The organism is Streptomyces sp. NBC_01214 (assembly GCF_026340975.1).
Classification (GTDB): domain Bacteria; phylum Actinomycetota; class Actinomycetes; order Streptomycetales; family Streptomycetaceae; genus Streptomyces.
Genome location: NZ_JAPEOS010000001.1, coordinates 1,820,268 through 1,846,489, shown reverse-complemented (window position 1 = coordinate 1,846,489; position 26,222 = coordinate 1,820,268). Strand labels below are relative to the sequence as shown.

Below are 26,222 nucleotides of genomic sequence, written 5' to 3'. Positions count from 1 at the left end.
TTCTTCTGGGGTGGGCCGGTCCCGATTGCTGCGGGACCGGCCCCGAGCACTGCTACTGCTGTGCGGTGGCCCTGAGGGCGGTGCCGCGGGTCCGGATGTAGTCGCCGAGGCTGGTCGGCTGGCCGGTCTCCGGATGCATGAGCGGAGTGGCGAGCGCGCTGGCCGCCTCCACCTCGCGGTACAGGGCGAGCAGGCTGTCCGGGGTTGCGGCGGCGGAGCTGGCCGCGTCGACCCAGGTGGTGGTGTCGATCTCTTTGGCGCCGGCGCGCAGCCAGTCGAGGTAGGGCTTGGCGATGTCGCGGGCACCGTCGGGGCGGTCGAGCTCCAGTCCGCGGAAGGCCGGGCAGCGGGCCTTGATGAAGCGCAGCTGGTTATCGACGTTCATCTCGGCTGCGACGCCGAACTCGAACTCGATGCCCTTGCGCTGCTCGGCCTTCACCCCCATGTTCACGGGTGCCTTGTCCACCAAGACCCACTTGGTGGAGGCCCGCATCGTGGCGACGACGTGGCCGGGGTAGGCCATGAGCGCCTCGATCATTTCGTTCTGCAGATCGCCCGCAGGCCCCCAGCCGGCGAAGGTGTTGCCGCCAAACTTGGCCTTAGCGAACTTGTCAACCTGATCGAGGGTCCCGTCGGTGCCCTTCCAGTAGTGGCTGAGCGAGTCGACCATCACGGCCGGGTAGTTGGCCTGTGCCGCGGCAGCGAGGGCTTTGATCAGGTCGCGCGGGTTGTAGCGGTGCATGGGCAGGGTGTCGAACTCGGCGTCGATGTCGTTGACGTAGAGGGCGGCGGCGCCTCGCTCGGTGTCGATGACCGCGAACCGCTTCCCCTCCGCGAATCCTGCGGCGGCCTGGAGTCCGGTCCAGGTCTTGCCGGATCCAGACGGCCCCTGGATCGACAGGCGGGCCTTGTGGCCGTCCTTGGTGGCGGGGCGGAAGGCGAACGGGCCATCGTCGTATTCATTCCCAGCGGGCTGGCTGCTGTTGCCCTGAAGGCGGGACATGGTGGCTCCTATCGGGCGGGCTGGAGGGCGATGGTCGAGCCGTCCTCGCGGGCGGTGCGGTAGGCGATCCGCTGGTCGCCGACGACCGCGTTGCGGCCGTTGCCGAGGGCGTCGAGGAGGAGGGATTTGGCTTCCGTGTACTCGGCGTCCGCGGCCTTGGCGTACTCGCGGCGGGACATGTACAGCTCGGCGAGGTCGTCGGGGATCTCGACGTCGATCGCGTCGTAGCGATCGGGCTGGACGCGGATCGTGTTGTAGGTGATCTCGCTGTCGTCGATGGCGGGCCGCTGTCCGTTGAGGACGGTTGCGAGGAAGTCCTCGGCCGCCTGTCGCATGGTCGCCGCGTCGTCGGCGTCGTACTCGACGACGTACTCGCGGTAGTCGTGGCCGGCGATCAGGACCGCGACGTGGCACCGGTCCAGGCCGAGGGTGTCGAGCTGCCACTGGACCTGGCAGTAGTAGTGGAGGGGGACCCCTTGGTCCCATTCGTGGGCGACGGGGCTGGTCTTGATCTCGACGAGTTCATGGCCGAGGAGGTCGGGGGTGGCGCGCTGCCACGGTCGGTCCTGGTGCTGCCAGGTGCCGGTCGGTGCGAGGGCCATCTCCGGGTGCTCGTCGGCGAACTTGGTGCCGACGGCCGGCTCGAGGCGGTTGCCCCATTCGACCTGCGGGGTGACGACGAACGGCGGGACGCGGAGACCGGACTTCTTGTGCCAGAGGTTGAAGCGGTTCGACCACGGCGAGCAGCCCATGACCGCAGCGATCTGAGTGGCCGTGATGCACAGGCCAGCGCGCGCCTCGTCCCACTCCTTCGTCCCGGGGGTGAACGTCCCGAGGAGTACGCCGGTCGGGGTGGTCGTCACGCTGCGGCCTGCCCGTTCGCGATGGCCTGCAGCTTGGCGATGCCGTCCTCGTCGTACTGGGCCATGCGGACCGCTTCGGCTTCGGCGGGGAAGCTGTCGGCGAGGCGGGCCGCGTTCTGCTGGTCAGCTCCAGCAATCAGGGTGATCAGCTGCTCGCCGAACCGGCCGGGCTTGACGCCTCCGTGGCCGAAGTGGGCGAGGACGTGGCGGGCGGTCTCGGCGGGGATGGTGGGTGTTCCGGTGCTCATGGGTCCTCGTTTCAGAAAATGGCGGCCCGTCGCTCTGCGGGGGGAAGTGGAGCGACGGGCCCTAGGCCGGAGCGCGGTGCGCTCGAACGGCCGGTCTGGGATGGGTCAGTCGTGCTCGTAGAAATCGACTTGGATTCCGTCGCGGCGGACAGTCACTGCCGCGTGGTCGCCGAACGCGGCGAGGAGGACGGTCTCGAAGCGGCCGCCCTCGACCGCGCCGCCCAGCGCGCGGCACCGGTCGTAACGCGCTTCGTCTGGGCCTTCGTAGGGCTGGACCGCGTACTCGCCGTCGGGCTGGCGCCGGTACGGGCGCTTGCCGAGGGTGCGGTGCGAGTCGACTTCCAGCTCGTAGTCGTCTTCGACGTCCTTGTCGTCGGTGGTGCGGACCCAGGTGCCGTAGGCGCTGAACTCGCACGGCTCGCCGTCGTTGAAGTACGGGGTGTACTGGCGCCACCCGAACTCGACGATGGTCGGGTCGTCGAGCATGGCCTGCAGGGTGGGCTGGAACTCCTCGATGGGCTTCTGCTCGACCCGTGTCGAGCCTTCGGTGATGTCGCCCTCGACCGGGATTCCAAGGAAGTTGCGGGTCGTGCTGGTCACTGGGTGCCTCCGGGCTGGGTGAGGAGAAGGTGCGAGAGCGGGACGGTCTTGCGCCGGCTGCCGGACATCCACGGCTTGATCGGCATGCCGTCGATGTAGTCCGCGGGGCTGGGGAGCCAGCCGAGGTCTTCGAGGACGTGCTGCTCGGCGACGAGCCGGACCGGGACCTGCGTGATGCTGCGCGCCTTGGGGATGTCGAGGGTGACGCCGAAGATCCGCTGGCAGAGCCAGACTCCCTCGGTGTGGTGGTAGAGGGAGCGGTGCCGGGAGTCGCCGATGATCCGCTTCGAGCTGTCGATGAATTCGTGGACCGGAAGGTAGAGCTGCGGCTCCCCGCCCCACTTACGGGCCGACGACTGGGCGTGATGCCAGGAGTTCATGGGATTCCCTGGGATGCTTGGGGTGCGCCCCTGCCGCATTTGCCGCGGCGGGGGCGTCCTGCGTGTGGTTGGTGGCCGGGCTCGGTGGCCGCTGTCATCCACCGGCCCGGCGGTTCTTAGGCGGCCTGGCCGGTGCGGGCCTGGCGGTGTGGGAGGTTCTCCCGCGAGCAGACCGTTCCGGCGTCGGTCTCGACCCAGCCGGCCGCGTCAGCCTGCTCGGCGGCCTCGGCTTCGGTGGCGAACCGGCTGACCCAGTCGCCGTCTTCGAGGGACTCCGGACAGATGTCGCAGTCGACGACCAGCTCCTGATCCGCGCCGACGGTGCGGTAGCTCACTGGAGGGCTCCCTTCGCGGCGGCGTCCGGCAGGGTGATGACCCGTATCGGCTGCGTCTCGGTCAGCTCGGGTAGTGCGGTGAGGGAGGAGACGGCCTGCTGGTTTTGTCGCGTGGCCTCGACCGCCCGGTCTCGTTCGTCCCGGTACTGGCTGGCCTTCGCGTTGGCCTTGTCCCATCCGTCCTTGGCGGTGTCGAGCTGCCGGCGCAGGTCCGCGCTGCGGGCCCGTTCCTGGTCCAGCTCGGCGCGGAGGCGGATGACCTCATCGACCGCGCGATGCCGACCGCCGGGGCGGGGTATGCCGAGGAGGCTCATCAGGCTGCCTCGTTCAGGCCGAGTCCGGCTTCGAGGTCGGCGTTCTCCTTGCGGAGGCGGTCGACCTCGGCCACCGGCGTGATCAGGTCCAGGGCGTTCTGCCATGGGCAGTTGTGGGACGAGTGCTCGCCGATGACCTCGATCGGAGCGATGGCGTAGGCCAGCTTGTCGGCCATGTCGTCGGCGAAGTCGCGCTCTCGGATCGCGTCGCTGAGCGCCCGATCCAGCTCGCGGGCCTGCCGCTCGGCGATCTCCAGCTTGGCGTGCGTCTCGGCGAGAGCGGCGACTAGCTGGTCGACCGCAATCTCGGCCCGGGAGCGATGCCCCGCCTCGGTCTCCTTCTGCCACCCCTTGTAGGCGTCGCAGGCGAAGGTGCCATCGCCCTCCTCGTTGGCCTTCTCGCAGGGAGCGCACTCTTCCCAGCCGCTGAAGACGTGGTGCAGGTGGGAGCCCTGTTCGTGGCTGGCGTGGATTGCGTCGCGTAGCAGTGTGATCTCGGCTCGGGCGTCGAGCGGGGCTTCAGGCACTTCGGCCTCCGGTCTGGATGCGGCGCCCGAGGGCGATGAGCAGGAGTGAGGCGGCAGCAGCGAGGCCGTCCAGCACGGCGATGCGGCGGAGGGTCACGGCGCCTCCCAGTCGGGCAGGTCAACGAACCCGGCTTTGATCGACTCCCGCAGGTCCGGATCGGCAATCCAGGCCGGCGGCTCGCGGTCCGTCAGCCCCAGGCCCCGCAGCAGCGCCGGGGCGACCAGCACGGGCGGCGGGTCGGACAGCAGGACCGACATGACGGTCTCGGTGGCCATCACGCCGCCTGCTTCGCGTCGGCGGCCAGCATCCGCAGGGCCCGCATGGTCGCGTCGGCCCGGCGGACGTGGCAGGCCGGGCACAGGCAGCCCCGGCCGTGCGAGCGGCCGTCCTGCGACCGCTCCCGGGCCAGGCAGCGGATCAGCGCGGCCTCTTCAGCCGGCGACAGATCCGACGTCCGCGCGTCGTGCGCGGCCCAGTTCATGACGCCGCCACCTCGGACTGGCGGACGGAGAAGGAGCGGTCGCCGTGCCAGATGATCGTGTCGCCGAACTTGGCGACAACGTGGCCCGGCTTCTCGCCGATGCGCAGGCCGGTGGTGATGAGCTTCCCGTCAACCTCCTGCCAGTAGCCCTTGGCGAAGATGCCGATGTCGTCGAGCCATCGGTCGATCCGCCCGTAAGTGGCTTCTGTCAGTACGTGGGCGAGGAGCTCGCCTCCAAGGAGTGGGCTGTCGTGGTCGATGTCGATGTGTTCGAGGGTGATCCCGCCGGCGTACCCGTGAACGGACACGACCGGTTCGCCGTGGCCGAGGATCCAGGCCGGGGTGCGCGTCGTCGTGACCAGGCGAGTGTTCGCCGCAAGGTTCGCGTCGTATTCGGGGCGGACACTCGGGTAGGCGATGACGCGAGTGCCGACGGGGTGCGCAGCGTTCCACGCGTCGGCCTGCCGCTGCCCCTCGGCCTTGGCCCTCTCGAGCTTGGCGCGGTAGTTGCTCACGACTGGCCTCCGTCCTCGGCGAGGACGTACATGACCGCTCGGGTCTGCCAGGCGTTCAGCGGTTCCCGGTAGTCGTCGCCGCGCGGGGTGATGAGCCCGGGGTCGTAGATCGCGGCAGAGATGCGACGCTGGACGGGGAGTTCGAGGAGGTTGCCGCCGGAGAGGCGGACCCGGCGGGCACTCTCGCGACCGCGGAGGAGTCGCAGACGTTCGGTCCGCTCCTCGCGGGACAACTGGCGGGGCTTCACGACTGGCCTCCGTCGATGAGTCGGGCGGGGGTGCCCTTGCCGAGGTAGGGGAACGGGCGGGTGAACGCGTCCGGGTCGGCGTCGCACTTCAGGTGGGCAATCTCGGCGCGGATGCCGTCACGGATCCGGGCCTCCTGGGCGTCGGCCTCACGCTTCAGGCGAAGGAACTGCAGGTCCGCGTCCAGCTGCGCCAGCGGCACGTCCAGGCGGGCGATCTCAGGCGTCGGCGTGGTCATCGCGGGTCACCGCCCGCCGGCGCCGTGATCTCCAGGCCCTGCTTCTCCGCCCACTTGCGGGCCCGTCGTTCGTCGTCTGCCGCGCAGTGCGCGTCGAAGTCGACGTAGCCGTATGCGTGGTACTCGATCGGCCCGAACAGCCTGGAGGCCGAGGCGTTGCCCTCGCCGTCGTAGACGACAGGCCAGCCCTGTGCTGCGGCGAACTCCTCGACGTCGGCATTCTTGGAGAGACATAGAAGAATGCGCTGGTCCGACAGGCGCGGCAGAGTCGGGTTGGCGTCGAGCCAGTCCGCGAGGCCACGCAGGCCGGCGGCGGCGCTGTGGGCGGTGGGGTTGGTGGGAGCCGGATCACCGGCGATGATGTCGGTCACGGGTCCTCTTCTCCTTGCATGTAGGCGTGCAGGTGAGGGGTGGATCTGGTTGAAGCGGTCCTGGCCGGCGGTGTAGAGACCGGCGGTCGGGGCCGCATAGCCGCTTAGGCGGCGGACAGCGCTGCGGCCTTGGCCCTGTGGGGGCGACTCGCCTGTCGTACCGGGCTCCGCGAGGTTCCGTGGCTGGGGGTGTGCTTCACGCCAGCCGTGATGTCGCGGATGTTCTTGGCGCTCCATCGCACCGACCGGCCGACCCGGGTGTGCTGGATCTCGTCGGCACCGCCCGCACGCTTCAGCCAACGGGCGCTCTTCTTCACGTACAGGCTGGTCTCGTCGGCGTCGTAGAGCCGGTCGTCCTGCAGGGGCGGGAGCTCTTCGATTGCAGTCGGCGGGCTGCTCACTGTTTGTCCTCCTTGGTGATGGCGGTCATCGGGATGTTGAGCGCTGTTGCGATGAGCTGCAGCGTCGAGGGGGAGGCGCCGCGGGTTCCGCGTTCGAGTCGAGAGAGGAAGGGCCTAGTTAGGCCCGTTCTTCGTTCGAGTTCCCGCAGGCCGCAGCCGCTCCTCTCTCGTATCGCCCGGAGCGCTGCGCCGTTGGGCTTCACATGACTTACGTTAGGCATTGGATTGGCAAGACGCAAGCGTTCGGCCGCATTGAATCGACTTCAATTGACATTGGATTGACTCAAGGGGCGTGAACCGGCGCAGAAGGAAGCAGTGGGCAACCGCTGGGAACCTGAGCGCACCCTTAAGCGCAGGTCAAAAGGCCGGAACCATGCGGGCGTGGTTGCCTATCCGTGCGGCATCATGTGCGCATGGACCGTGACTGGAAGCGACTCGGCCGCGCCATCAAGGCGCAGCGCGAACACCTGGGCATGGCAACCCAGCAGGACCTGGCCAACAACGCGGGCGTTACCCGTCAGACGGTGCAGTCCCTGGAGGCCGGCACCGAGCGGAAGCGAACGCCCCCGACCATTGGGAAGGTCGAGAAGGCGCTGGGCTGGGAACCAGGCACAGCCACGCGGATCCTGTCCGAAGCGGCCCCCGAGGCGGCCCCGCGATTCGCCGAAGGCATGCCCCTGCGAGTTGCGCGCGAACTGTCGGAAGGACAAGTTGAAGACACTGAGGTCCTCGACCTAACCCTTCCTGGATCCAAGTCGCGTCTTGTCGTCGTCTTCAAGCACGACAGCGAGGCCGCGGACATGGCCCCGGACGAGCTGCGGGCAGCGCTCCAGGAGTGGACTCGCATCCAGCGGGCGCTCCGTCAGATCACGGCGGGCGATGAGGCTGACGAGGCCTAGCGGGTTTCCCTATTACTTCTGACGCGATGCTCCACATTTCACCTAACTGTGTGACATCGTTTGACTACCTGCGAGGGGGGCTACCGCGTCAGGTGATGTGAGGGGGCCGCATGTTGGTCCGCGTTATCCGGGTTGCCTCCATGCCCGGAGGGCTGTCACTCGTCGTTGACGATCAGCCCGACTGCCCGGTCGTCTGGGTCCTCAAAGAGGACTACAGTGCCGCCGCCGCGAGCATGCTCGAGGCCGCGATGAACGTGTCCGTCTGGTACTGGGACCGCAAGCCTGCCGTGTCCCGTGCCAACCTCCGGGCGGTGTAGCTGGCTGGCTGCCGCACCCGTTGCTGTCTCGGGATGGACCGCCCACCAACTACCGAGGGGTGCCATGGCGTATGGAGAAAAGCGCGGGACGGGGAAGACCCCGTGGCGCGCCCGCTACAAGAGGCCGGACGGGACTCTGGGGTCCGAACCCGGCTTCCGAACCAAGAAGGCGGCAGAGGACTGGGGTGAGGATCAGGAGGCTGCCATCCGGGCCGGCCGCTGGCAGGACCCGGAGAAGGCCCGGACGCCGTTCGCGGAGTTCGCCCCGATCTGGATGGCCGCGCAGAAGGTGGCTCCCGCCACCGTCATCAAGCGGCAACGTCTGCTCACCCGGCATCTGATCCCTGGGTTCGGTACGACGAAGCTATGTGAGATCAACATTTTCACGGCGCGCGCCTGGGGCAACAAGCAGACCTGCGCGCAGTCCACTGTGGGACATGCCCTGACCCTGCTCAGCATGATCCTGACGGGAGCGGCAGACGCCGGCTACCTGCTGGCCAATCCGATGTACGGCCGCCGTCGGCAGAGCGACCGTGCAGTCCATGACGTGACGCAGCAGCAGGGCGCGGTCGGCCACGAGGAAGATGACGACGAAGAGGTCTGGGCGCAGCCTGAAGAGGCGTACCGGCTGTACCAGCGACTGGGCGGCGTGGAAGGGCTGATGGCTCTGTCAGCCTGCTACACGGGTCTACGTTGGGGCGAGCTAGCGGGACTGCATCGCAGCAACGTTCTCCTCAAGCGGGCCGATGAGCTGGATGGAAAGCCCTTTGAGCGGACCGTGCTTCGGATCGATCCGAAGGTCGGCGCCCTGCACGAGGTGGAGTTCGCCCTCGACGAGAAGGAGCTGGAGGGCTGGCGCAAGGCGGAGGACGAGCGGCTGGCCCAGTGCGTGGAGAAAGGCTGGAAGGCCAACCGACGTAAGGAGCCCAAGGGGCAGGTGCGCCTGTACCTTGGGCCTCCCAAGAACAAGACATCAGGTCGCGAGGTCGACTTGCCTCCCTTCCTGGCCCGCCTTTGGGAAGAGCACCTGAAGGAGTGGCCGCACGAGTACGTGTTCAGTACGCCCGGACCAGAGGGGGCCTGGTGGCGGCGCGGAAACTACAGCCGAGTTCTCCGACCGGCGGCCGACGGACGCAAGGCGATCCCCAGGAAGCGCGGCTACGCCGGCCGCGGCGAATGGAAGCCGATCCTGCCGGAGTTCACGATGCGAGGCGCCCGGCACACGCATGACACGTGGATGAAGGAAGACCGGGTGGACCGGGCCTTGAGGTTCAAGACGATGGGCTGGGCGGTCACCGGCGACATCGAGGGTGTGTACGAGCATGTGACGCCGCAGATGCGGAAAGAGCGGTTGGACGCGCTGGAGGCCCGATGGGAGCGGGGCCGGAGGACGGCGATGGCGCAGGTCGGCTAAGCGTTCCAGAGAAGTGGATCTCCCAATCCACTCCCATCGAGCATGAAAAGAGCCCCGGACCGATCATGGTCCGGGGCTCGATGCCTGGTCAAACATGGTGGGCGCGGACGGTTTCGAACCGCCGACATCTGCTTTGTAAGAGCAGCGCTCTACCCCTGAGCTACGCACCCGTGGATGAGTGGACAGCCTACATGGCGCGCACACCCCCCACGCAAACCCGATCCCGTGGGAGAGAATGGACCGGGGCATGGCGGACGCGGTACGGGAGAGGGATTGTGACGACGGCATCCCGGCGGTGGTTCGGCGGGCGGGACGAGAGTCGGCGGGCGGATGCGCAGGCGGCGAAGGATGCCGCCGCGGCCGCGTTCTACGAGCTGGACACGGCGCAGCGGGACCTGCGGATCTCGATCGAGACGATCGCCGCGGCGGACGGGTCTCCCGCCGCGCGGCAGGCGACCGAGGGGTTCGCCGCGCTGGGGCGGCGGATCGACGAGGTCAGTCACGTCTACATCGAGGCGGTCGACGCGCACGACCTGGACCGGGCGGAGTTGGAGGCCTCGGTCGCCACGCGCGCGCGGGAGCAGCTGACCCGGGCGCGGGACGAGCTGGTGCGGGTCCAGGGGGAGCTCGAGCGGTTCGCGCAGGGGCTGCAGCCGCTGCTGGACAAGGCGGAGACGCAGCTCGCGAGGGTGGCGCCGGCGCGGGAGCGGGCCAGGGCCGCGCTGATCGGAGCCAGTGACGCGCTGGACGCCGTACGGGCCAAGGGGATGCGGGCCGATGACCTCGCGGCGCGACTGGCGGCGCTCGGCCCGGAACTGACCAAGCTGAACCAGGGCGCGGCCCAGCACGGCGTGCAGGAGACGGTGCAGCGCGCCGACCGGATCCTGCGTGACGCGGAGGCCGTACGGGCCGAGGCGGCGCGACTGCCCGAGCGGGCGGCGGAGATCGACCGGCGGCTGGTGAGTCTGCGGACGCGGGCGCAGGCGTTGCGCAACCGGGCGGACCGGGTGGATCCGGTGCTCAGTGAGCTGCGGCGGCGGTTCAGTGCGGCCTGCTGGCAGGACTTGCAGCACGTGCCGGAGCAGGCGGTACGGGACGTGGCGCGGGCCGAGGAGCAGCTGCTGGAGGCCGGCCGGGCCCGGGACGAGCAGCGCTGGGCCGATGTGGGGGCGCTGATCGAGGCGGTCCGCGGCTCGCTGGACGCGACGGACGAGGCGGTGTCGGCGGCGCAGGACCGGCTGACGCGGCTGGAGGCGGTGGCGCGGGATCCGCAGGCGGAGGTGGACCGGACCCGTTTCGCGATCCGGGACGCGCAGCGGCTGGCGATGGCGGGGCGCAGTGTGCCGGATCCGCGGCACGCGCGGCCGCTGGACGAGGCGGTGGCCCGGGTGACCCGGGCGCTTTCGGCCCTGGAGGAGCGGCATCCGGACTACTGGGCGTTCTTGCTGGAGATGGCGGACGTACGGGCTGGCGTGAACCGGGTGGTGAGCGGGATCCGGGCCGAGCGCGGGCACGCCTAGGCTCTCTCTTTCGGCTCTTGCTGGATGAGCCCGGCGCTTTGGTGCTGGACGTACTCGAGTGTGTCCCGGCAACGCCGCGAGGTGCCGTGCCGGGCGGCCCGGCCGGGCCCGCCCGGCAAGATCCGGAAGGGACGGCCCAGCCCCGGAGGGCATCCGGTTGTGCACCCGGTTGTTTCCTTGCCGCCTGCGGCGGATGCTGGGAGGTGCCGGGAACGGAGCAGAGGAGGGCACCATGGCTGCCCACACCACCCACGAGCCTCCCGTGGCCCATGAGCCCTACGTGGCTCACGCGGCGTACGGGTGCACCGAGCCGCACGAGCACTACGCGCCCTACGTCGCCCATGAGCCCGATCCCAACGCGCCCGCCCCGCCGCGCTTCGCCGACACGGCCTCGCGGCGCATGGCACGCGTGCTGCATCCGGTCAACGCGCAGCTCGACGATCATCTGCCCACCGACCACAAGCTCGGCCAGGTGTACCGGGTCGGGGCGGGGCTGATGGGCCTGCTGCTGGTGGTGTTCGGGATCCTGGGGCTGGTGAATCAGATCGGGTTCTTCGACACCGGCGGGGACACGGTGCTGGCCCTGAACACGAACGGTGCGCTGAGTGTCCTGTCGATCTGCATCGGCGCGCTGCTGATCTACGGGATGGTGGTGGGCGGCACCTTCGCCTCGACCCTGAACATCGTGCTGGGCGTGCTGTTCATCGCGAGCGGCTTCGTGAACCTCGCGCTGCTGGACACGGAGCTGAACTTCCTGGCCTTCAAGATCCAGAACGTGCTGTTCAGTTTCGTCGTCGGCGTGATGCTGATGTGGTTCGGGATGTACGGGCGGGTGGGCAGCGCCCTGCCGCACGACAATCCGTACTGGCGGGCCCGCCACCCCGAGCAGGCGGCCCGGGAGGACCGGGCGCGGCGCGTTCAGGGGCGGGCCCCCGTGACCCCCGTCATGCACGGCCGCTGCCCGTAGCCGCGGCGTACGTAGCGCCCGGGCGCCGGGCGCGCTTAGCCTGTGCGCATGCCTCGATACGATTACCGCTGCCGGACCTGCGACGACACCTTTGAGGTCAGCCGGCCCATGGCCGAGTCCTCCGCGCCCGCCGACTGCCCGGCAGGGCACTCCGACACCGTGAAGCTGTTGTCCGCCGTCGCCGTTGGCGGTACGAGCAGCGCCCCCGCGCCCGCGATGGGCGGCGGGGGCGGCTGCTGCGGTGGCGGCGGCTGCGGCTGATCCCGGGTCCCGGGCAGGAGTCTCAGCGCTTGCGGGACAGGGTCAGGCCGTCCGAGATCGCGAGCAGGACGGATTCCATGCGCGGGTCCGCCGACACGTGGTCGTTGAAGGCGCGGACGCCGGCCGCCGCGCCGGTGGCCGACTCGTCGAGGACCGTGCCGTGGAACAGCGTGTTGTCGGTGACGATCAGGCCGCCCGGACGCAGTCGCGGCACGAGTTCCTCCCAGTAGGAGATCTGGCTCTGCTTGTCCGCGTCCACGTAGGCCATGTCGATGTGCGGTTCGGTCGGCATCGCGCGCAGGGTCTCCAGGGCCGGTGCGATGCGCAGCTCGATGCGGTCCGCGACGCCCGCCTCCTCCCAGGCCTGCCGGCCGTACCGCGTCCACTCCTCGGAGACGTCGCAGGCGATGAGGCGGCCGTCGGCGGGCAGTGCCTGGGCCATCGACAGGGCCGAGAAGCCGGTGAAGGTGCCGACCTCCACGATGTGGCGGGCGCCCGTCAGCCGCACCAGGAAGGCCAGCAGCGGCCCCTGCTCCTCCGCCGACTGCATCCCGGCCACGTCGGGGAACTTGGTGTACGTCGTCGCCACGAGCCCCCGCTGGACCCGGTCCAGCGGGGGGTTGTGGTCGAGCATGTACCGGTAGAGCTCATCCGTGATCTTGGTGCTGTTGCCCTTGGTCATGCGTCCAGTCTGCCCAGTCGGGCCGCCTCCTGGGCGAATGCGCGCACGATTTCCTCGCCCGCGAGGACGCCCGCCGTGGCGAGCGCGGTCACCGTCGGCGCCGTCCAGGCCGCGTCGGCCAGTTCGCCGTGGCCCGGGCGCCAGGCCGCGTCCACCGCCAGCAGCAGGTCCGCGTCGAGCAGCGAGTCGCCGGCGGCGAGGGTGGCGGAGGCTCCGGTCCGGCGGGCGACCTCGTGCATCGCCGCGCTCTTGGTGAGCGGGCGCGGGACCGCGTAGATCTTCCGGCCCTGGAGGGAGACCGTCCAGCCGCGGTCCTCGGCCCACCGGGTCAGGGACTTGAGCCATTCGTCCGGGACCAGGGCCCGCTCGACGACGAGGTACGCGAAGAGGTCCTCCGCCAGGCGCGCCTTGCGCAGCCACGCCGGGTCGGCCGTGGCCAGCAGGTGCTGGTGCACCTCCTCCAGGGGGGCGCACTCCTCGGCCAGGCGCGCCGCGACCTGCCGCCGCCAGTCCCGGTCCGGTACCCCGTCGACGAGTAGCTGCCCGCCGTTGGCGCAGATGGCGTACCGGGCCGGGCGGCCGGGGAAGCGGATGCGCTGGTACTGCTTGCGGGTCCGGGTGGTGGTGGGGACGAAGACCACCGAAGGATCGGCCGTCAGCTCCGCCAGCAGTCCCGCCGCCGTCTCCGTCATGTAGGACAGCGGCTTGCTCTCGTGGACCTCGACGCACAGCAGCCGCGGGGCCACCGGGTCGGGCATGGTCAGGCCGAGGGCGGCCGCCGAGTAGATGAGCGTACGGTCGAGATCACTGGCTACGAGGACAGTCACTTCGAGGCCACAGCCTTTCCGTCGGCGCCGGTGGCGCCGCGCGTGAATCGGGGGTGGATGAGTCCTACGCACGTGTAGGGCAGGCCGTCGACCTCTTCCACCGGGACGCCGCGCTGCTCGGCGAGCAGCCGTACGTGGTCCAGGTCGGCCCCGGCGCCGCGCTGCGCCAGGATCTTCCACGGCACCCGCCGCAGCAGGACGCGGGTGGTCTCGCCGACGCCGGGCTTGACGAGGTTCACGTCGTGGATGCCGTACTCCTCGCTGATCCGCTCGACCGCCGCCCAGCCCTCCCAGGTGGGGGTGCGGTCGGCCGCGAGCAGCTCCTTGACCTCCTCGTCGACGGCGTCGGCCACCGCGTCGAAGTGGGCGGCGACGGTGTCGACGAACGCGACGGAGACATCGGCTCCGGCGAGCTCGCGGTAGAACTTCGCGCCGTGGAAGTCGGCGGGACCGACGAGGTCGGACCTCAGCACCGTACGCGAGATCAGACCGGAGACGGTGGAATTGAGGCAGGCGGAGGGGATCAGGAAGTCCTCCCGGGTGCCGTACGTCGGCACGCAGGAGCCGGGGTCGGCGAGGACGACGATCTCCGGGTTGAAGCCCTCGAACTCGGCGAGGGCTTCGCGCAGCTCGCGGGTGATGGCGCCCTTGCCGGTCCAGCCGTCGACGAAGACGACGTCGGCCGGATCGTGGTGGGCGGCCAGCCAGCGCAGGGCGTTGGCGTCGATGCCGCGGCCGCGCACGATGGAGACGGCGTAGTGCGGCAGGTCCAGGCCGTGGCGGGCGCGGGCCCAGCGGCGCATCAGTACGCCGACGGGGGTGCCGGCGCGGGCCAGGGAGACCAGGACCGGGGACGGGGAGCGCTCGGCGAGGACGGTCTCGGTGACCGTGCCGACGGCCCGGGCGACGCGGACGGCGGAGGCGGCCAGCGCGCTCTGGTACAGCTCCTGGTACTGGGGGGACGGCTGGTACTCGACGGGCAGGGACTCGGCGTAGTGCGCGCCGCCCGCCTGTATCGCCTCCTCGCGCTCCTCCGTCGGCGCCTCCAGCTCGACGTCGGAAAGGTCCTGGAGCAGCCAGCCGACGTCCTCGGGGGCGTACGAGGAGAAGGCCGGTCCGCGCAGGGGCTCGCGCAGGGTCGGGTCGGTCAGCTCGGTCAGCTCGGTCGGGTCGGTGAGCTCGGTCGGGTCGGTCAGCTCGGTCGAGTCAGTCATGATCGGCTTCGGCTCCCGCCGGTCGGGTGTGTAGGACGGGACGACGGCCAGGACGACGTGGCCGGTGTGCGGGGCGAGGGCCGCCAGCAGTCCCGTGTGCAGCTCGGGGGTGTCCCCGGCCGAGTCCACGACGGCGACGACGGCGTCGAAACCGGCACCGTCCGTGCTGTGGACGTTGTAGGCGTAGCGGTCGCCGGGGCCGTCGGCCGGGGCGTCGTGGGCCGGGAAGACCAGCCGGGTGCGGATCGCGTATCCGGGGTCGTCGACGGCGAGCACGGGTGAGCGGGTGGTGGTCGAGAAGCGGACCTCGCGGGCCGCGCCCGCGTCCTCCAGGGCTTTGGCGAGGCGCAGCGGCGCGTACATCAGCTCCTCGTTGCCGAGTACGAGGACCCGCCCGGGGTTCTCGCCCAGCGCGGCGGCGAGCCGGCCCGCGAGCTCGGGCAGGGCCGCCTCCAGGCGGGTGCGGTGGGCCGCGGTGAAGCCGTGGCGGCCGCCGTCGGGGACGCCCGCCGGCCAGTCCAGGTCCACGCGGGTGACCGGCCGCGGGGCGTCCGCCGCGTCGGCGGGGCCGCCCCGGTCCCGCTCGGGCGGGGCGGTCCGCGCCTCGTACTCCTCGACCAGCGCCTGGCCCTTGGCCAGGACGCCGTCCGGGAGGGAGACGGTGCCCGAGGCGAGGGCGATCAGGTCCACGCGCGCGCCCAGCTCGGCGGCGAAGGCGGTGAGCCGGTCGCGGTCGGCCGCCGAACGCATGTCGACGAGGGCGACGACGACGTAGTGCGAGCGGGGGTGGCGGGCGTGCAGGTCGCGGATGGTGTTCAGGACCGTGTTGCCGGTGGAGAACTCGTCGTCGACGAGGACCAGGGGCCCGCTGCCGGCGAGCAGCTGCGGGTCCTCGGGCAGCAAAAGGTGCGAGGTGGCGTGCGAGTGCGCCTCCTCGAAGCCGCCGGCCGCCCGCACGCCCGGCACGGGCCGACGGGTGGAGTGCAGGTAGGGGGCCGGGCCGAGGCCGTCGGCCACGCAGTGGCCGAGGCCGGTGGCGGTCTCGGCGTAGCCGAGGACCACGGCGGCCGCGGCGCCGTCCTCGCCGAGCAGCGCCCGTACGCGTGTGCCGAGGCCGAAACCGGCGGCGTGGACGACGGTCGGGGACTGCGGGACGTGCTTGCCGAGGACCTGCGAGACCAGCAGGTGGGCGCGCTTGGGGTTGCGCCGCAGGGCCAGTCCGAGCAGGTCCGTCAGCCGCGCACCGTCACCGGAGTCCTCCAGGCCCACGCCCAGCCGGTCCGCGACCCAGGTACCCGACCACACCTCTTCGATCGTCTTGCCTTTCCTCGTCATCGTCATTGCCTGTGCCTGTGCCCGGGACTGTGCCTGGGCCTGGGCCTGTGCATGGGCCTGGGCCTGGGCCTGGGCCTGGGCCTGGGCCGGCGTTCGCGCGGGCGCGTTCACACCTGGAGCCCGGCCGTGAGGAGGTCGACGAAGCCGACCTCCTCCTTCGCCACCCCGAAGACCTCGGCGCGCAGCATGGTGCGCTCGGCCCAGGCCCGGTGGGGCTTCACCTCGTTCATCTTGTTCGTGTAGGAGGAACGCATCACGCCACCGCCGCCGCGCTCGGGCCGCAGGATGTCCTGCGCATCGCAGAACTCCTCGTGCGAGACCACTGACAGTGCGTGCACGGGCGTGACGTGGGCGGGGTGGATGCAGGTCTTGCCGAGCAGCCCGTTGGCCCGGTCCAGCTCGATCTCGCGCAGCAGGCCGTCCAGGTCGTGCTCGATCAGGGCGGTGCGCAGTTCCTCCACGCCCTCCTCCAGGAAGGGGCTGCGGCGCAGCTGGGGCTTGAAGAGGCGCTGCTGGCTGCGGAAGTACTCCCAGACGGGCCCGGTCACCGTGAAGCCGGTGCCGTCGGCCCGACTGAGGACGTTGACGACGTCCGCGATGACGCCCGCCACGATCTGGACGTCGTAGGCGGTCATGTCGGGCGTGCGCCGCAGGCCGTAGGCCGAGCAGAAGTCGGTCACGCCGAGCCGCAGCGCCAGGACGCGCTCGCGGTGGCTGTTGACCGTGCGGGAGATGCCGGCGAGGGCCTCGACGCGGGTTTCGAGGTGGAGGAGGCCGGGGGTTTCCAGGACCGGCATGGCGTACAGGCGGGGCAGTCCGCTGACCGCCTCCGCCTCGGCGACGGCTTCGAGGAAGGCGACCCCGCGGTTCTCGTCGAACTTCGGGAGTACGAATCCGGCCAGTCGCCGCACGGAGCCGCCCAGCCGGCGCACCAGGTCGGGTATCTGCTCGGGCGTGCGGACGCGGATGAAGAGCAGCGGGAGCTCCGCGCCGTCGACGTCGAGCTCGCAGAAGTGCCGGACGAGGTTCTCCTCGGCTCCGGCGACATCGCCGTCGCTGATGGAATCCTCCAGGCAGAGGACCATCGAGACGACCCCGCGGCCGGCCTGCTTGCGGATGTCGGCTGCGAGCGTGGGCCGGGTGGCCGGGCTGTAGAGCGTGGCTCCCAGCGCCGCCGCGAGAACGCGGGCGGGCGAGGCTCCGGTGAATTCCGCCGGTTCCTGGTGGAAGAGGTCCTTACGGACGGTGGGCGATATGTGCCCAAAATGACGCATGTGCTATCCCCCGTACTGCCTCGGCGGCCCAACTGGCATGGCCGGTAATAGTACGTACGAACGTGAGTCAAGAGTTCCTCAAGCACATGAAGTTCAGGTAACCCTCTTGCACCATGCCCAGGTCTCGCGTTCGAGACAAGGCCCTACGGGGGGCCGCATTGTCCCTGTCCACCCCGGGAGGGCAGGATGACGTGCATGACGCACGCGATGCAGAAGGGCTCGAACATCCCGGTGACCCCCGTGGCGGTCCGGGCGGTGCTGCGCTGGACCGCCGGCCCCGAGGTGCCGGACGTGGACGCCTCGGCACTGCTCGTCGGCCCGGACGGCCGGGTGCGTTCGGACGAGGACTTCGTCTTCTACAACCAGCCCCGGCACCCCTCGGGCGCCGTCTGGCGACTCGGCAAGAAGCAGATCGGTGACGCGATCACCGACGCCGTGCAGGCGGACCTGCGCACGGTGACGCCGACGGTGGACCGGATCCTGGTGGTCGCCTCCGCCGAGGACGTCCCGTTCCAGCGGGTCCACGACCTGCGGATCCTCCTCTACGACGCCACCGCGACCGGCGGCTCCGAACCGCTGGCCTACTTCGACGTACGGCCCGAGACCGGCGCCGAGACGGCGCTGATCTGCGGGGAGCTGTACCGGCGGGGCGAGGGGTGGAAGTTCCGGGCGCTCGGCGAGGGCTACTCGGACGGACTGGTGGGGCTCGCGACCGACCACGGGATCTCGGTCGACGAGAACGCCGCCGAGTCCGAGGCGGCTCCCGCGGCCGGCCCCGCGACCGGCCCCGCCTCCGAGCCCACCTCCGGGCCCGCCTCCGAGCAGACGGCGATGATGGCCCCGCCCACGCAGGCCCCGCCGCCCGTCCAGCCCGCCTACGGGTACCCGCAGCCGGTGTCCCCGGCCCCGGTGCCGGGTCCGGGCGGCGATCCGTCGTTCCGGCTGCCGGTCCAGGGCCCGCAGTTCATCCGCCGCTGACGCAGCCGACTCCGCCGACACCGCCGACGCCGGGCCCATCCACCCGCCGGCCCGGCAGGCCCGGCACAGGCCCGGCACAGGCCCGGCTCGCACCGAGGGCCCCGAGGACGTTCACCCGTCCCGGGGCCCCGGTCAGTTCTTGGCACTCTTGTAGCCCCGCCCCCACTGGAGCCCCCAGCCGTACAGCCGGTCCAGCTCGGCCTGGAACCCGTACACGAACTTCACCTCGCGCCGCACCACGAGCTCGCCCTTGACCTTCTCCAGGGAGACGACCGCGCAGGACCGGGCCTGCGGGTGCCGCTCGTCCAGCGGGATCTCGATCCGCGGCCCCGTGACGGGGTAGAGGGTCACCATGGCGTGCGTCCGGTCAAAGGCCGGCGTCTGGTCGTAGATGTAGACGAAGACCAGCAGGCGCTTGATCTCGTCGGCGTGGTCGAGGTTGACGTAGAGGGTCTCCCCCGACGCCGAGCCGAACCGGTCGTCCCCGCTGAGCTTGACGTACGGCGGATCGTTGAGGTCGCCCAGCAGGTTTCCCAGCGGCTGCACGGCCCCGCGGGTGCCGTCCGTCAGCTCGTACAGGCAGCCCATGTCGAGGTCGACGTTGACCATGCCCTGGGTGTGCGCCTGCACCATGTCCGGCTTGAACAGCTTGAACGGGTGCCGGAAGAGCTGGCCGCTCTGGCCGGAGCGGCCGCCGATGTCCGAGGTCCGCATGCGCCAGGACAGGTTCACGCGCAGGTTGCCGTGCACGGCCCCCTGTTTGGTAAGCGACACCGTCGCATGTCGTTTGGTCAGCTCGATCGCGTTCGACGAGGCACTGCCCGACTGAAACTGCACGGCCCGGCTGCCCATGATGCCGTCGAAGAAGCCCATCCCCTACCCCCTGATCCCCTGATCCCCTGATCGGCCCGAGCCTACGGAAGCGGGGCGGCCCGCCGGGTCCGTGGACCTGGTGGACCGCCCCGCAATGGAGCGTTCCGCATTACCGCCGCGGTCATGCCTCGGCGGCGGAACCCTCCAGTTCCAGGCGCTTGTTGCGGCGCACCGAGGACCAGAAGGACCATCCGATGAGCAGCACGCCAACGAGACCGGTGATGATCTCGTTGATCTCGTACTGGATGGTGACGAGCAGGATCACGGCGAGCGCGCCGATGGCGTAGTGCGCGCCGTGCTCCAGGTACACGTAGTCGTCGAGGGTGCCCTGGCGGACCAGGTAGACCGTCAGCGAACGCACGTACATGGCACCGATGCCGAGGCCGAGGGCCATCAGCACGATGTCGTTGGTGATGGCGAAGGCGCCGATGACCCCGTCGAAGGAGAAGGAGGCGTCGAGGACCTCGAGGTAGAGGAACATGAAGAAGGCGGCCTTGCCGGCCATGGCGACGGCCGAGACGGGCTTGCCGGACCGCTTGGCCTCTTCCTCGGCCTCGTGCTCGGCTTCCTCCTCTTCCTCCAGCTTGTTCTCGAAGTAGCCGGAGAGACCGCCGACGACCATGTAGGTGATCAGGCCGAGGACGCCGGAGATCAGGACGGTCTGTGCCTTGTCCACGTGGACGCCACCGTGCTGGTGGGCGTTGGCCCCGACCGTCATCGAGGCGATGACCAGGACGATCAGCGCGATGCAGGCGGACAGCATGTCGATCTTGCCGAGCTTGGCGAGCGGGCGCTCCAGCCACGCGAGCCACTTGATGTCACGGTCCTCGAAGATGAAGTCGAGGAAGATCATCAGCAGGAACATGCCACCGAAGGCGGCGATGGACGGGTGGGCGTCCGTCACCAGCTGCTCGTACATCTCCTTGTCGGAGAGGGCGAGGTCGACGGCCTCAATGGGGCCGATCTTGGCGCTGATCGCGACGATCACAACGGGGAAGACCAGGCGCATGCCGAAGACCGCGATGAGGACGCCGATGGTGAGGAAGATCTTCTGCCAGAAGGCGTTCATCTTCTTCAGGATTCCGGCGTTGACCACCGCGTTGTCGAAGGACAGCGAGATCTCGAGGACCGACAGGATCGCGACGATACCGAAGGCCTGCCACCCCCCGTAGAACACCGCTGCGACTAGACCGAGCGCAGTGATTGCGAACGACCAGCCGAAGGTTTTCAGAACCACAGGCACCCCATCGTCTTGTGCGGCTTTACGAAACGTTGACCCCGAAGTCTAGAGCGATGCCTCGGAGCCCCGACGCGTACCCCTGCCCCACCGCACGGAACTTCCATTCGCCCCCGTACCGGTAGACCTCGCCGAAGATCATCGCGGTTTCGCTGGAGGCGTCCTCGGACAGGTCGTAGCGGGCCAGTTCCTGTCCGTCGGCCTGGTTCACGACGCGGATGAAGGCGTTGCTGACCTGGCCGAAGCTCTGCCGGCGGGAGTCCGCGTCGTGGATCGAGACCGGGAAGACGATCTTGTCCACGGCCGCCGGCACCTTGCTGAGGTCGATGATGATCGACTCGTCGTCGCCTTCACCCTCGCCGGTGAGGTTGTCCCCGGTGTGTTCGACGGAGCCGTCGGGGCTCTTCAGGTTGTTGTAGAAGACGAAGTACTCGTCCCCCAGCACCCGGCCGCTGTTGCACAGCAGTGCGCTGGCGTCGAGGTCGAAGTCGGCTCCCGTGGTCGAGCGCGCGTCCCATCCGAGACCGATCAGAACCCTGGTGAGGTTCGGTGCGGCCTTGGAGAGGGAGACATTGCCCCCCTTGGCGAGTGTGACGCCCATGTTGTGGTCCTCCCCGGACGACGGTGTGGCGGTACGGCGATGTGCCGGTGCAGCGGGTGGTGCGGCGTGCGTTGTGGCGGTGCAGCAGGTAGTGCGTCGTGTGTTGTGCCGGTGTAGCTGGTGTAGCCGGTGTAGCCGGTGGTGCGGTGTGACGCCTGCGGGGGTGTCCGCAGGTAAAGCCGGTCCGGCGCCGTACACACAGTGCACGGCGCCGGACGGACGGACTGCTCTCGGGCTCAGACGTTGACGCCGAAGTCCTGCGCGATGCCGCGCAGGCCCGATGCGTAACCCTGGCCGATGGCACGGAACTTCCACTCCGCACCGTTGCGGTACAGCTCGCCGAAGACCATGGCGGTCTCGGTCGAGGCGTCCTCGGAGAGGTCGTAACGCGCGAGCTCGGTGTTGTCGGCCTGGTTCACCACGCGGATGTACGCGTTGCGGACCTGGCCGAAGCTCTGCTGGCGGCTCTCGGCCTCGTAGATCGAGACCGGGAAGACGATCTTGGCGACGTCGGCGGGGACGCCGGCCAGGTTGACCTTGATCGCCTCGTCGTCGCCCTCGCCCTCACCGGTGGTGTTGTCACCGGTGTGCTCCACCGAGCCGTCGGGGCTCTTGAGGTTGTTGAAGAAGACGAAGTTCGCGTCGCTGGTGACCTTGCCCTGGTCGCTGGTCAGGATCGCGCTGGCGTCGAGGTCGAAGTCGACACCGGTGGTGGTGCGAGCATCCCAGCCCAGACCGACGATGACCGCCGTCAGGTTAGGCGCGGCCTTGGTCAGCGAGACGTTGCCGCCCTTGCTGAGGCTGACTCCCACGGGTCCTCCATTGGGTTCTGTGTGTGGGGCGGTGCCCCGTCGTGCAGGGGCCCTCCCGGCCGTGACCGGGGGAGCTACCGGATCAACGTTTCGATCCTAGTGACGGGTTCCCGCCTGTAAGCGGTTTTCGCAGGGAAAATGCGTGTACGGCCCGCTCGGGTGCGCTCAGAGACTGTCGAGTGCCTTGATGTACTCGTTCAGGTCACGCGCGTCGGGCAGTCCGTTGACGACACTCCAGCGCACGACGCCGTCCGTGTCGATGATGAAGGTGCCGCGGACCGCACATCCCTTGTCCTCGTCGAAGACGCCGTAGGCGCGCGAGGTCTGCCCGTGCGGCCAGAAGTCCGACAGCAGCGGGTACTCCAGGCCCTCCTGCTCACCGAAGACCCGCAGGGTGGGCACGGAGTCGTTGGAGACGGCGAGGAGCTGCACGTCGTCGTTCTGGAAGCGCGGGAGCTGGTCGCGCAGCTCGCACAGCTCGCCGGTGCAGACACCGGTGAAGGCGAACGGGTAGAAGAGCAGCACCACTGCCTTCTCGCCCCGGAAGTCGGAGAGCCGCACGGTGGCGCCGTGGTTGTCCTTGAGCTCGAAGTCCGGGGCCTTGTCGCCGACCTCGATCGCCATCTCTCGCATCCCTTCGTTCCCGCATCCCCGCGTTGGGCTGTTCGGGTGAGTCACAGACTAGGTCCTGATCGCGGCAGGGGCACGGAACGCACGCACCCCGCCGACCGGGGTCACCTGGTCGGCGGGGTGCGGTTGCGTGTCCGCTCGGCTGCGGTTGCGGCTCAGCGCTTGGTCTTGGCCGCGGTCTTGGGCGTCACCAGCTTGGTGGCGGCCCACTCCTTGCCGACGCTGACGCTCCTGGTCTGCGACAGGCCGGCCGTTTCGGCGGCCTCGCTGATGTCACTGGCCTCGACGTAGCCGTCACGGCCCGTCTTGGGGGTCAGCAGCAGGATCAGGGCGGCGTCCTCGACCAGCTCGGTGGCATCGACCAGCGCGTCCGTCAGGTCGCCGTCGTCCTCCCGGAACCACAGCAGGACCGCGTCAGCGACGTCGTCGTACTCCTCGTCGACGAGTTCGCCGACGAGTTCCTCGACGAGGTCACGGAATTCCTGATCGACGTCGTCGTCGTAGCCGATCTCCTGGACCACCTGTTCGGACTGGAAGCCCAGCCGGGTGGCCAGGCTCTCCGCGTGGTCCGCGGTCGCGCTCACGGGGTGCCTCCTGCTCATGTTCGGTGAATGTCTTCGGCGGCGCGCGTACGCGCAGCATTGGGCGTAGTCCACACGGGCGCGGCGGATCGCGCAAGTACCCGGCCGTCGAGACCGTCGAAACGGTGACGATTGCGGCCGTCTCGCCGCAACTTTCAGCCTTCCCGTGTGCACCTCTCGTGATTCATCCCACACCATTCCAGCTCATTCGGCATCATCGTCGACGCTTGAGGACTTTCCTACCTGTTTGAGGGACGAACGGTCGTACGAAGCGAGTGCCCGACTTGGGAGCAAGATTGCGGTTTGACCCGACTCGCTACGGATCCCCGCCGGCCCTTCCCTCACCGGTTCCACCTGGTTCCCTGCGGTTTCCAGGGATTACCCGGTGGTAAAGATGAAGATTTCGGCCCAGCGTAAGAGCATGGGAGGCGGCGCCCCCCAGTTACAGCTTCAGCACGACTCCCCCGACAGTGAAGGAACAGCGTGGCTTCCGCACCCGATCGCAATCCGATCATCATTGGCGGCCTCCCGAGTCAGGTCCCGGACTTCGATCCGGAGGAGACGCAGGAGTGGCTCGACTCCCTCGACGCCGCAGTCGACGAGCGGGGCCGCGAACGCGCCCGCTACCTGATGCTGCGGCTGATCGAGCGGGCCCGCGAGAAGCGCGTGGCCGTGCCGGAGATGCGCAGCACGGACTACGTCAACACGATCGCCACCCGGGACGAGCCGTTCTTCCCGGGCAACGAGGAGATCGAGCGCAAGGTCCTCAACGCCACCCGGTGGAACGCGGCCGTCATGGTCTCGCGCGCCCAGCGTCCCGGGATCGGCGTCGGCGGCCACATCGCCACGTTCGCCTCCTCCGCCTCCCTCTACGACGTGGGCTTCAACCACTTCTTCCGGGGCAAGGACGAGGGCGACGGCGGCGACCAGATCTTCTTCCAGGGGCACGCCTCCCCCGGCATCTACGCCCGCGCCTACCTCCTGGACCGGCTCACCGAGCAGCAGCTCGACTCCTTCCGCCAGGAGAAGTCGAAGGCCCCGTACGGCCTTTCGAGCTACCCGCACCCGCGGCTGATGCCGGACTTCTGGGAGTTCCCGACCGTCTCGATGGGCCTGGGTCCGCTCGGTGCGATCTACCAGGCGCGGATGAACCGGTACATGGAGGCGCGCGGCATCGCCGACACCTCCAAGTCCCACGTTTGGGCGTATCTCGGCGACGGCGAGATGGACGAGCCGGAGTCGCTGGGCCAGCTGTCGATCGCGGCCCGTGAGGGTCTGGACAACCTGACCTTCGTCGTCAACTGCAACCTGCAGCGCCTCGACGGCCCGGTGCGCGGCAACGGCAAGATCATCCAGGAGCTGGAGTCGATCTTCCGGGGCGCCGGCTGGAACGTCATCAAGCTGATCTGGGACCGCTCCTGGGACCCGCTGCTGGCCCAGGACCGCGACGGCATCCTCGTCAACAAGATGAACTCCACCCCCGACGGGCAGTTCCAGACGTACGCGACCGAGTCGGGCGCGTACATCCGCGAGCACTTCTTCGGCGGCGACCAGCGGCTGCGGTCGATGGTCGAGAACATGTCCGACCAGCAGATCCAGCACCTGGGCCGCGGCGGTCACGACCACAAGAAGGTCTACGCGGCGTACGCGGCGGCCAAGGCCCACAAGGGCCAGCCGACGGTGATCTTGGCCCAGACGGTCAAGGGCTGGACGCTCGGCCCGAACTTCGAGGGCCGCAACGCGACGCACCAGATGAAGAAGCTGACGGTCGACGACCTCAAGCGCTTCCGCGACCGCCTGCACATCCCGATCACGGACGCGCAGCTGGAGGGCGGGGCCCCGCCGTACTACCACCCGGGCCCGAAGTCCCCCGAGATCCAGTACATGCACGACCAGCGCAGTGCGCTGGGCGGGTACGTGCCGACCCGCGTGGTGCGCGCGAAGCCGTTGCAGCTGCCGGACGACAAGACCTACGCGGCCGCCAAGAAGGGCTCCGGGCAGCAGTCGATCGCCACGACCATGGCCTTCGTCCGCATCCTGAAGGACCTGATGCGGGACAAGGAGATCGGCAAGCGCTTCGTGCTGATCGCGCCCGACGAGTACCGCACCTTCGGCATGGACGCCTTCTTCCCGAGCGCCAAGATCTACAACCCGCTGGGCCAGCAGTACGAGGCGGTCGACCGCGACCTGCTGCTCGCTTACAAGGAGTCCCCGACCGGCCAGATGCTGCACGACGGCATCTCGGAGGCGGGCTGCACGGCCTCGCTGATCGCCGCGGGTTCGGCGTACGCGACGCACGGCGAGCCGCTGATCCCGGTCTACGTCTTCTACTCGATGTTCGGGTTCCAGCGCACGGGTGACCAGTTCTGGCAGATGGCCGACCAGCTCGCGCGCGGTTTCGTGCTCGGCGCGACCGCCGGACGGACCACCCTCACGGGTGAGGGCCTCCAGCACGCCGACGGCCATTCGCAGCTGCTGGCCTCGACGAACCCGGGCTGCGTGGCGTACGACCCGGCCTACGGCTACGAGATCGCGCACATCGTCAAGGACGGTCTGCGGCGGATGTACGGGCCGGAGGCGGAGGACGTCTTCTACTACCTGACCGTCTACAACGAGCCGATCCAGCACCCGGCCGAGCCGGCGGACGTCGACGTGGACGGCATCCTGGGGGGCATCCACCGGGTGTCGCAGGGCACCGAGGGCACGATCGGGGCGCAGCTGATGGCCTCGGGCGTGGCGGTGCCCTGGGCGCTGGAGGCGCAGCGGATCCTGGCGGCCGACTGGGGCGTCCGGGCGGACGTCTGGTCGGCGACCTCTTGGAACGAGCTGCGGCGCGAGGCGGTCGAGGTCGAGGAGCACAACCTGCTCCACCCGGAGGAGGAGCAGCGCGTCCCGTACGTGACGCGGAAGCTGTCGGGTGCGGAGGGGCCGTTCGTGGCGGTCTCGGACTGGATGCGGGCGGTTCCGGACCAGATCTCGCGGTGGGTGCCGGGTGCGTACACCTCGCTGGGCGCGGACGGCTTCGGCTTCGCGGACACCCGTGGTGCCGCGCGGCGCTTCTTCCACATCGACGCGCAGTCGGTGGTCCTGGCGACGCTCACCGAGCTGGCCCGGGCGGGGAAGGTCGACCGCTCGGTGCTGAAGCAGGCGGTGGACCGGTACCAGCTGCTGGACGTGACGGCGGCGGACCCGGGCGCGGCGGGCGGCGACGCGTAGTCGCGGCGCGGTAGCTGCGCGGTAGGCGTGGTGGGCGTGGTGGGCGTGGTGGGCGGGTCCC

General features: G+C 69.6%; 34 protein-coding genes and 1 tRNA gene. 8 read left to right on the top strand and 27 right to left on the bottom strand.

Annotation, left to right across the window (positions count from 1 at the left end; translation table 11 throughout):
* Positions 1-52: 52 nt before the first annotated feature.
* From OG594_RS08720 to OG594_RS08645, 16 genes are all read right to left on the bottom strand, one after another.
* Positions 53-1,003 carry an AAA family ATPase gene (locus tag OG594_RS08720; protein ID WP_266596854.1) on the bottom strand — a complete coding sequence of 317 codons (951 nt, stop codon included), beginning with the start codon at positions 1,001-1,003 and terminating at the stop codon, positions 53-55.
* Positions 1,004-1,011: 8 nt separating this feature from the next.
* Complete coding sequence (locus OG594_RS08715; protein WP_266596852.1) at positions 1,012-1,866, bottom strand: YqaJ viral recombinase family protein; 855 nt, start codon at positions 1,864-1,866, stop codon at positions 1,012-1,014.
* Complete coding sequence (locus tag OG594_RS08710; protein WP_266596850.1) at positions 1,863-2,114, bottom strand: hypothetical protein; 252 nt, start codon at positions 2,112-2,114, stop codon at positions 1,863-1,865. The genes OG594_RS08715 and OG594_RS08710 overlap by 4 nt, the downstream gene beginning before the upstream one ends.
* Positions 2,115-2,219: 105 nt before the next feature.
* Complete coding sequence (locus OG594_RS08705; RefSeq protein WP_266596848.1) at positions 2,220-2,714, bottom strand: hypothetical protein; 495 nt, start codon at positions 2,712-2,714, stop codon at positions 2,220-2,222.
* Entirely contained in the window at positions 2,711-3,094 is a 384-nt protein-coding gene (locus OG594_RS08700; RefSeq protein WP_266596846.1) for a hypothetical protein, read from the bottom strand. Before OG594_RS08700 ends, OG594_RS08705 begins: the two co-directional genes overlap by 4 nt.
* Before the next feature lie 116 nt (positions 3,095-3,210).
* The gene (locus OG594_RS08695) at positions 3,211-3,429 is read right to left on the bottom strand and encodes a hypothetical protein (protein ID WP_266596844.1); all 219 of its coding nucleotides are present in this window, start codon (positions 3,427-3,429) and stop codon (positions 3,211-3,213) included.
* Positions 3,426-3,743, bottom strand: a complete 318-nt coding sequence (locus tag OG594_RS08690; RefSeq protein ID WP_266596842.1) for a hypothetical protein — start codon at positions 3,741-3,743, stop codon at positions 3,426-3,428. Before OG594_RS08690 ends, OG594_RS08695 begins: the two co-directional genes overlap by 4 nt.
* Positions 3,743-4,270, bottom strand: coding sequence for a hypothetical protein (locus OG594_RS08685; protein WP_266596840.1), 528 nt, complete (start codon positions 4,268-4,270; stop codon positions 3,743-3,745). Before OG594_RS08685 ends, OG594_RS08690 begins: the two co-directional genes overlap by 1 nt.
* A gap of 93 nt (positions 4,271-4,363) precedes the next feature.
* The gene (locus OG594_RS08680) at positions 4,364-4,546 is read right to left on the bottom strand and encodes a hypothetical protein (protein WP_266596838.1); all 183 of its coding nucleotides are present in this window, start codon (positions 4,544-4,546) and stop codon (positions 4,364-4,366) included.
* Positions 4,546-4,752, bottom strand: a complete 207-nt coding sequence (locus OG594_RS08675) for a hypothetical protein (protein ID WP_266596836.1) — start codon at positions 4,750-4,752, stop codon at positions 4,546-4,548. Before OG594_RS08675 ends, OG594_RS08680 begins: the two co-directional genes overlap by 1 nt.
* Positions 4,749-5,267 carry a hypothetical protein gene (locus OG594_RS08670; RefSeq protein ID WP_266596834.1) on the bottom strand — a complete coding sequence of 173 codons (519 nt, stop codon included), beginning with the start codon at positions 5,265-5,267 and terminating at the stop codon, positions 4,749-4,751. The genes OG594_RS08675 and OG594_RS08670 overlap by 4 nt, the downstream gene beginning before the upstream one ends.
* A complete protein-coding gene (locus OG594_RS08665) occupies positions 5,264-5,515 on the bottom strand; it encodes a hypothetical protein (RefSeq protein WP_266596832.1) in 252 nt (83 codons plus the stop codon). The genes OG594_RS08670 and OG594_RS08665 overlap by 4 nt, the downstream gene beginning before the upstream one ends.
* A complete protein-coding gene (locus OG594_RS08660) occupies positions 5,512-5,751 on the bottom strand; it encodes a hypothetical protein (RefSeq protein WP_266596830.1) in 240 nt (79 codons plus the stop codon). Before OG594_RS08660 ends, OG594_RS08665 begins: the two co-directional genes overlap by 4 nt.
* A complete protein-coding gene (locus tag OG594_RS08655) occupies positions 5,748-6,122 on the bottom strand; it encodes a hypothetical protein (RefSeq protein ID WP_266596828.1) in 375 nt (124 codons plus the stop codon). Before OG594_RS08655 ends, OG594_RS08660 begins: the two co-directional genes overlap by 4 nt.
* A 104-nt stretch (positions 6,123-6,226) precedes the next feature.
* On the bottom strand, positions 6,227-6,523 hold the full coding sequence (locus OG594_RS08650) for a hypothetical protein (RefSeq protein ID WP_266596826.1): 297 nt from the start codon (positions 6,521-6,523) through the stop codon (positions 6,227-6,229).
* Positions 6,520-6,726 carry a helix-turn-helix domain-containing protein gene (locus OG594_RS08645; RefSeq protein ID WP_266596824.1) on the bottom strand — a complete coding sequence of 69 codons (207 nt, stop codon included), beginning with the start codon at positions 6,724-6,726 and terminating at the stop codon, positions 6,520-6,522. Before OG594_RS08645 ends, OG594_RS08650 begins: the two co-directional genes overlap by 4 nt.
* A 210-nt stretch (positions 6,727-6,936) precedes the next feature.
* Between OG594_RS08645 and OG594_RS08640 the strand changes: the two genes are divergently transcribed.
* The 3 genes from OG594_RS08640 to OG594_RS08630 all read left to right on the top strand — a co-directional run bounded on the left by OG594_RS08640 (position 6,937) and on the right by OG594_RS08630 (position 9,153).
* Positions 6,937-7,422, top strand: a complete 486-nt coding sequence (locus OG594_RS08640; RefSeq protein WP_266596822.1) for a helix-turn-helix transcriptional regulator — start codon at positions 6,937-6,939, stop codon at positions 7,420-7,422.
* Between the two features lie 110 nt (positions 7,423-7,532).
* Complete coding sequence (locus tag OG594_RS08635) at positions 7,533-7,739, top strand: hypothetical protein (RefSeq protein WP_266596820.1); 207 nt, start codon at positions 7,533-7,535, stop codon at positions 7,737-7,739.
* A 64-nt stretch (positions 7,740-7,803) separates the two neighbouring features.
* Positions 7,804-9,153, top strand: coding sequence for a hypothetical protein (locus OG594_RS08630; protein WP_266596818.1), 1,350 nt, complete (start codon positions 7,804-7,806; stop codon positions 9,151-9,153).
* A gap of 95 nt (positions 9,154-9,248) precedes the next feature.
* Here the strand turns inward: OG594_RS08630 and OG594_RS08625 are convergent.
* Positions 9,249-9,323: transfer RNA gene (locus OG594_RS08625), tRNA-Val, on the bottom strand.
* A 105-nt stretch (positions 9,324-9,428) separates the two neighbouring features.
* Here OG594_RS08625 and OG594_RS08620 point away from each other — a divergent pair.
* The 3 genes from OG594_RS08620 to OG594_RS08610 all read left to right on the top strand — a co-directional run bounded on the left by OG594_RS08620 (position 9,429) and on the right by OG594_RS08610 (position 11,901).
* Positions 9,429-10,673 carry a hypothetical protein gene (locus OG594_RS08620; protein WP_266596816.1) on the top strand — a complete coding sequence of 415 codons (1,245 nt, stop codon included), beginning with the start codon at positions 9,429-9,431 and terminating at the stop codon, positions 10,671-10,673.
* Between the two features lie 400 nt (positions 10,674-11,073).
* Positions 11,074-11,640 carry a DUF4383 domain-containing protein gene (locus OG594_RS08615; protein WP_266602728.1) on the top strand — a complete coding sequence of 189 codons (567 nt, stop codon included), beginning with the start codon at positions 11,074-11,076 and terminating at the stop codon, positions 11,638-11,640.
* Between the two features lie 48 nt (positions 11,641-11,688).
* Positions 11,689-11,901, top strand: coding sequence for a zinc ribbon domain-containing protein (locus OG594_RS08610; protein WP_094744670.1), 213 nt, complete (start codon positions 11,689-11,691; stop codon positions 11,899-11,901).
* Positions 11,902-11,923: 22 nt separating this feature from the next.
* Here the strand turns inward: OG594_RS08610 and OG594_RS08605 are convergent, their stop codons facing one another.
* From OG594_RS08605 to OG594_RS08590, 4 genes are all read right to left on the bottom strand, one after another.
* On the bottom strand, positions 11,924-12,583 hold the full coding sequence (locus OG594_RS08605) for an O-methyltransferase (protein WP_266596813.1): 660 nt from the start codon (positions 12,581-12,583) through the stop codon (positions 11,924-11,926).
* Positions 12,580-13,410, bottom strand: coding sequence for an HAD family hydrolase (locus OG594_RS08600; protein WP_266596812.1), 831 nt, complete (start codon positions 13,408-13,410; stop codon positions 12,580-12,582). Before OG594_RS08600 ends, OG594_RS08605 begins: the two co-directional genes overlap by 4 nt.
* A complete protein-coding gene (locus tag OG594_RS08595; RefSeq protein WP_266596810.1) occupies positions 13,407-15,965 on the bottom strand; it encodes a phosphoribosyltransferase in 2,559 nt (852 codons plus the stop codon). The genes OG594_RS08600 and OG594_RS08595 overlap by 4 nt, the downstream gene beginning before the upstream one ends.
* A gap of 101 nt (positions 15,966-16,066) precedes the next feature.
* A complete protein-coding gene (locus OG594_RS08590) occupies positions 16,067-17,233 on the bottom strand; it encodes an HpcH/HpaI aldolase/citrate lyase family protein (protein WP_266596808.1) in 1,167 nt (388 codons plus the stop codon).
* A 195-nt stretch (positions 17,234-17,428) separates the two neighbouring features.
* Between OG594_RS08590 and OG594_RS08585 the strand changes: the two genes are divergently transcribed.
* Positions 17,429-18,211, top strand: coding sequence for a TerD family protein (locus tag OG594_RS08585; protein WP_266596806.1), 783 nt, complete (start codon positions 17,429-17,431; stop codon positions 18,209-18,211).
* A 132-nt stretch (positions 18,212-18,343) separates the two neighbouring features.
* On the opposite strand, the gene OG594_RS08580 is transcribed toward OG594_RS08585, so the two are convergent.
* From OG594_RS08580 to OG594_RS08555, 6 genes are all read right to left on the bottom strand, one after another.
* Positions 18,344-19,084 carry a Tellurium resistance gene (locus OG594_RS08580; protein WP_266596804.1) on the bottom strand — a complete coding sequence of 247 codons (741 nt, stop codon included), beginning with the start codon at positions 19,082-19,084 and terminating at the stop codon, positions 18,344-18,346.
* A gap of 121 nt (positions 19,085-19,205) precedes the next feature.
* Complete coding sequence (locus OG594_RS08575) at positions 19,206-20,321, bottom strand: DUF475 domain-containing protein (protein WP_266596802.1); 1,116 nt, start codon at positions 20,319-20,321, stop codon at positions 19,206-19,208.
* A 25-nt stretch (positions 20,322-20,346) separates the two neighbouring features.
* Positions 20,347-20,922 carry a TerD family protein gene (locus OG594_RS08570; protein ID WP_266596800.1) on the bottom strand — a complete coding sequence of 192 codons (576 nt, stop codon included), beginning with the start codon at positions 20,920-20,922 and terminating at the stop codon, positions 20,347-20,349.
* Between the two features lie 236 nt (positions 20,923-21,158).
* Positions 21,159-21,734 carry a TerD family protein gene (locus OG594_RS08565; RefSeq protein WP_030009302.1) on the bottom strand — a complete coding sequence of 192 codons (576 nt, stop codon included), beginning with the start codon at positions 21,732-21,734 and terminating at the stop codon, positions 21,159-21,161.
* Between the two features lie 165 nt (positions 21,735-21,899).
* Positions 21,900-22,358 (bottom strand): peroxiredoxin, encoded by a 459-nt coding sequence (locus tag OG594_RS08560; protein WP_266596797.1) that lies wholly within the window; start codon positions 22,356-22,358, stop codon positions 21,900-21,902.
* A 161-nt stretch (positions 22,359-22,519) separates the two neighbouring features.
* A complete protein-coding gene (locus OG594_RS08555; RefSeq protein ID WP_266596795.1) occupies positions 22,520-22,948 on the bottom strand; it encodes a DUF3052 domain-containing protein in 429 nt (142 codons plus the stop codon).
* A 480-nt stretch (positions 22,949-23,428) separates the two neighbouring features.
* On the opposite strand from OG594_RS08555, the gene aceE reads away from it, so the two are divergent.
* Positions 23,429-26,161: a pyruvate dehydrogenase (acetyl-transferring), homodimeric type gene (gene aceE / locus OG594_RS08550; protein WP_266596793.1), complete on the top strand. Its 2,733-nt coding sequence runs from the start codon at positions 23,429-23,431 to the stop codon at positions 26,159-26,161.
* The last annotated feature ends 61 nt before the right edge of the window (positions 26,162-26,222 follow it).

Bases quoted from the DNA above. Each gene is read 5' to 3' on its own strand.
- OG594_RS08605 (WP_266596813.1), bottom strand. From the start codon at position 12,583: ATGACCAAGGGCAACAGCACCAAGATCACGGATGAGCTCTACCGGTAC.
- OG594_RS08690 (WP_266596842.1), bottom strand. From the start codon at position 3,743: ATGAGCCTCCTCGGCATACCCCGCCCCGGCGGTCGGCATCGCGCGGTC.
- OG594_RS08615 (WP_266602728.1), top strand. From the start codon at position 11,074: ATGGCACGCGTGCTGCATCCGGTCAACGCGCAGCTCGACGATCATCTG.
- OG594_RS08660 (WP_266596830.1), bottom strand. From the start codon at position 5,751: ATGACCACGCCGACGCCTGAGATCGCCCGCCTGGACGTGCCGCTGGCG.
- OG594_RS08560 (WP_266596797.1), bottom strand. From the start codon at position 22,358: ATGGCGATCGAGGTCGGCGACAAGGCCCCGGACTTCGAGCTCAAGGAC.
- OG594_RS08675 (WP_266596836.1), bottom strand. From the start codon at position 4,752: ATGAACTGGGCCGCGCACGACGCGCGGACGTCGGATCTGTCGCCGGCT.
- OG594_RS08610 (WP_094744670.1), top strand. From the start codon at position 11,689: ATGCCTCGATACGATTACCGCTGCCGGACCTGCGACGACACCTTTGAG.
- OG594_RS08710 (WP_266596850.1), bottom strand. From the start codon at position 2,114: ATGAGCACCGGAACACCCACCATCCCCGCCGAGACCGCCCGCCACGTC.
- OG594_RS08590 (WP_266596808.1), bottom strand. From the start codon at position 17,233: ATGCGTCATTTTGGGCACATATCGCCCACCGTCCGTAAGGACCTCTTC.
- OG594_RS08595 (WP_266596810.1), bottom strand. From the start codon at position 15,965: ATGACGATGACGAGGAAAGGCAAGACGATCGAAGAGGTGTGGTCGGGT.
- OG594_RS08635 (WP_266596820.1), top strand. From the start codon at position 7,533: ATGTTGGTCCGCGTTATCCGGGTTGCCTCCATGCCCGGAGGGCTGTCA.
- OG594_RS08640 (WP_266596822.1), top strand. From the start codon at position 6,937: ATGGACCGTGACTGGAAGCGACTCGGCCGCGCCATCAAGGCGCAGCGC.
- OG594_RS08580 (WP_266596804.1), bottom strand. From the start codon at position 19,084: ATGGGCTTCTTCGACGGCATCATGGGCAGCCGGGCCGTGCAGTTTCAG.
- OG594_RS08585 (WP_266596806.1), top strand. From the start codon at position 17,429: ATGACGCACGCGATGCAGAAGGGCTCGAACATCCCGGTGACCCCCGTG.
- OG594_RS08630 (WP_266596818.1), top strand. From the start codon at position 7,804: ATGGCGTATGGAGAAAAGCGCGGGACGGGGAAGACCCCGTGGCGCGCC.
- OG594_RS08680 (WP_266596838.1), bottom strand. From the start codon at position 4,546: ATGGCCACCGAGACCGTCATGTCGGTCCTGCTGTCCGACCCGCCGCCC.
- OG594_RS08570 (WP_266596800.1), bottom strand. From the start codon at position 20,922: ATGGGCGTCACACTCGCCAAGGGGGGCAATGTCTCCCTCTCCAAGGCC.
- OG594_RS08720 (WP_266596854.1), bottom strand. From the start codon at position 1,003: ATGTCCCGCCTTCAGGGCAACAGCAGCCAGCCCGCTGGGAATGAATAC.
- OG594_RS08700 (WP_266596846.1), bottom strand. From the start codon at position 3,094: ATGAACTCCTGGCATCACGCCCAGTCGTCGGCCCGTAAGTGGGGCGGG.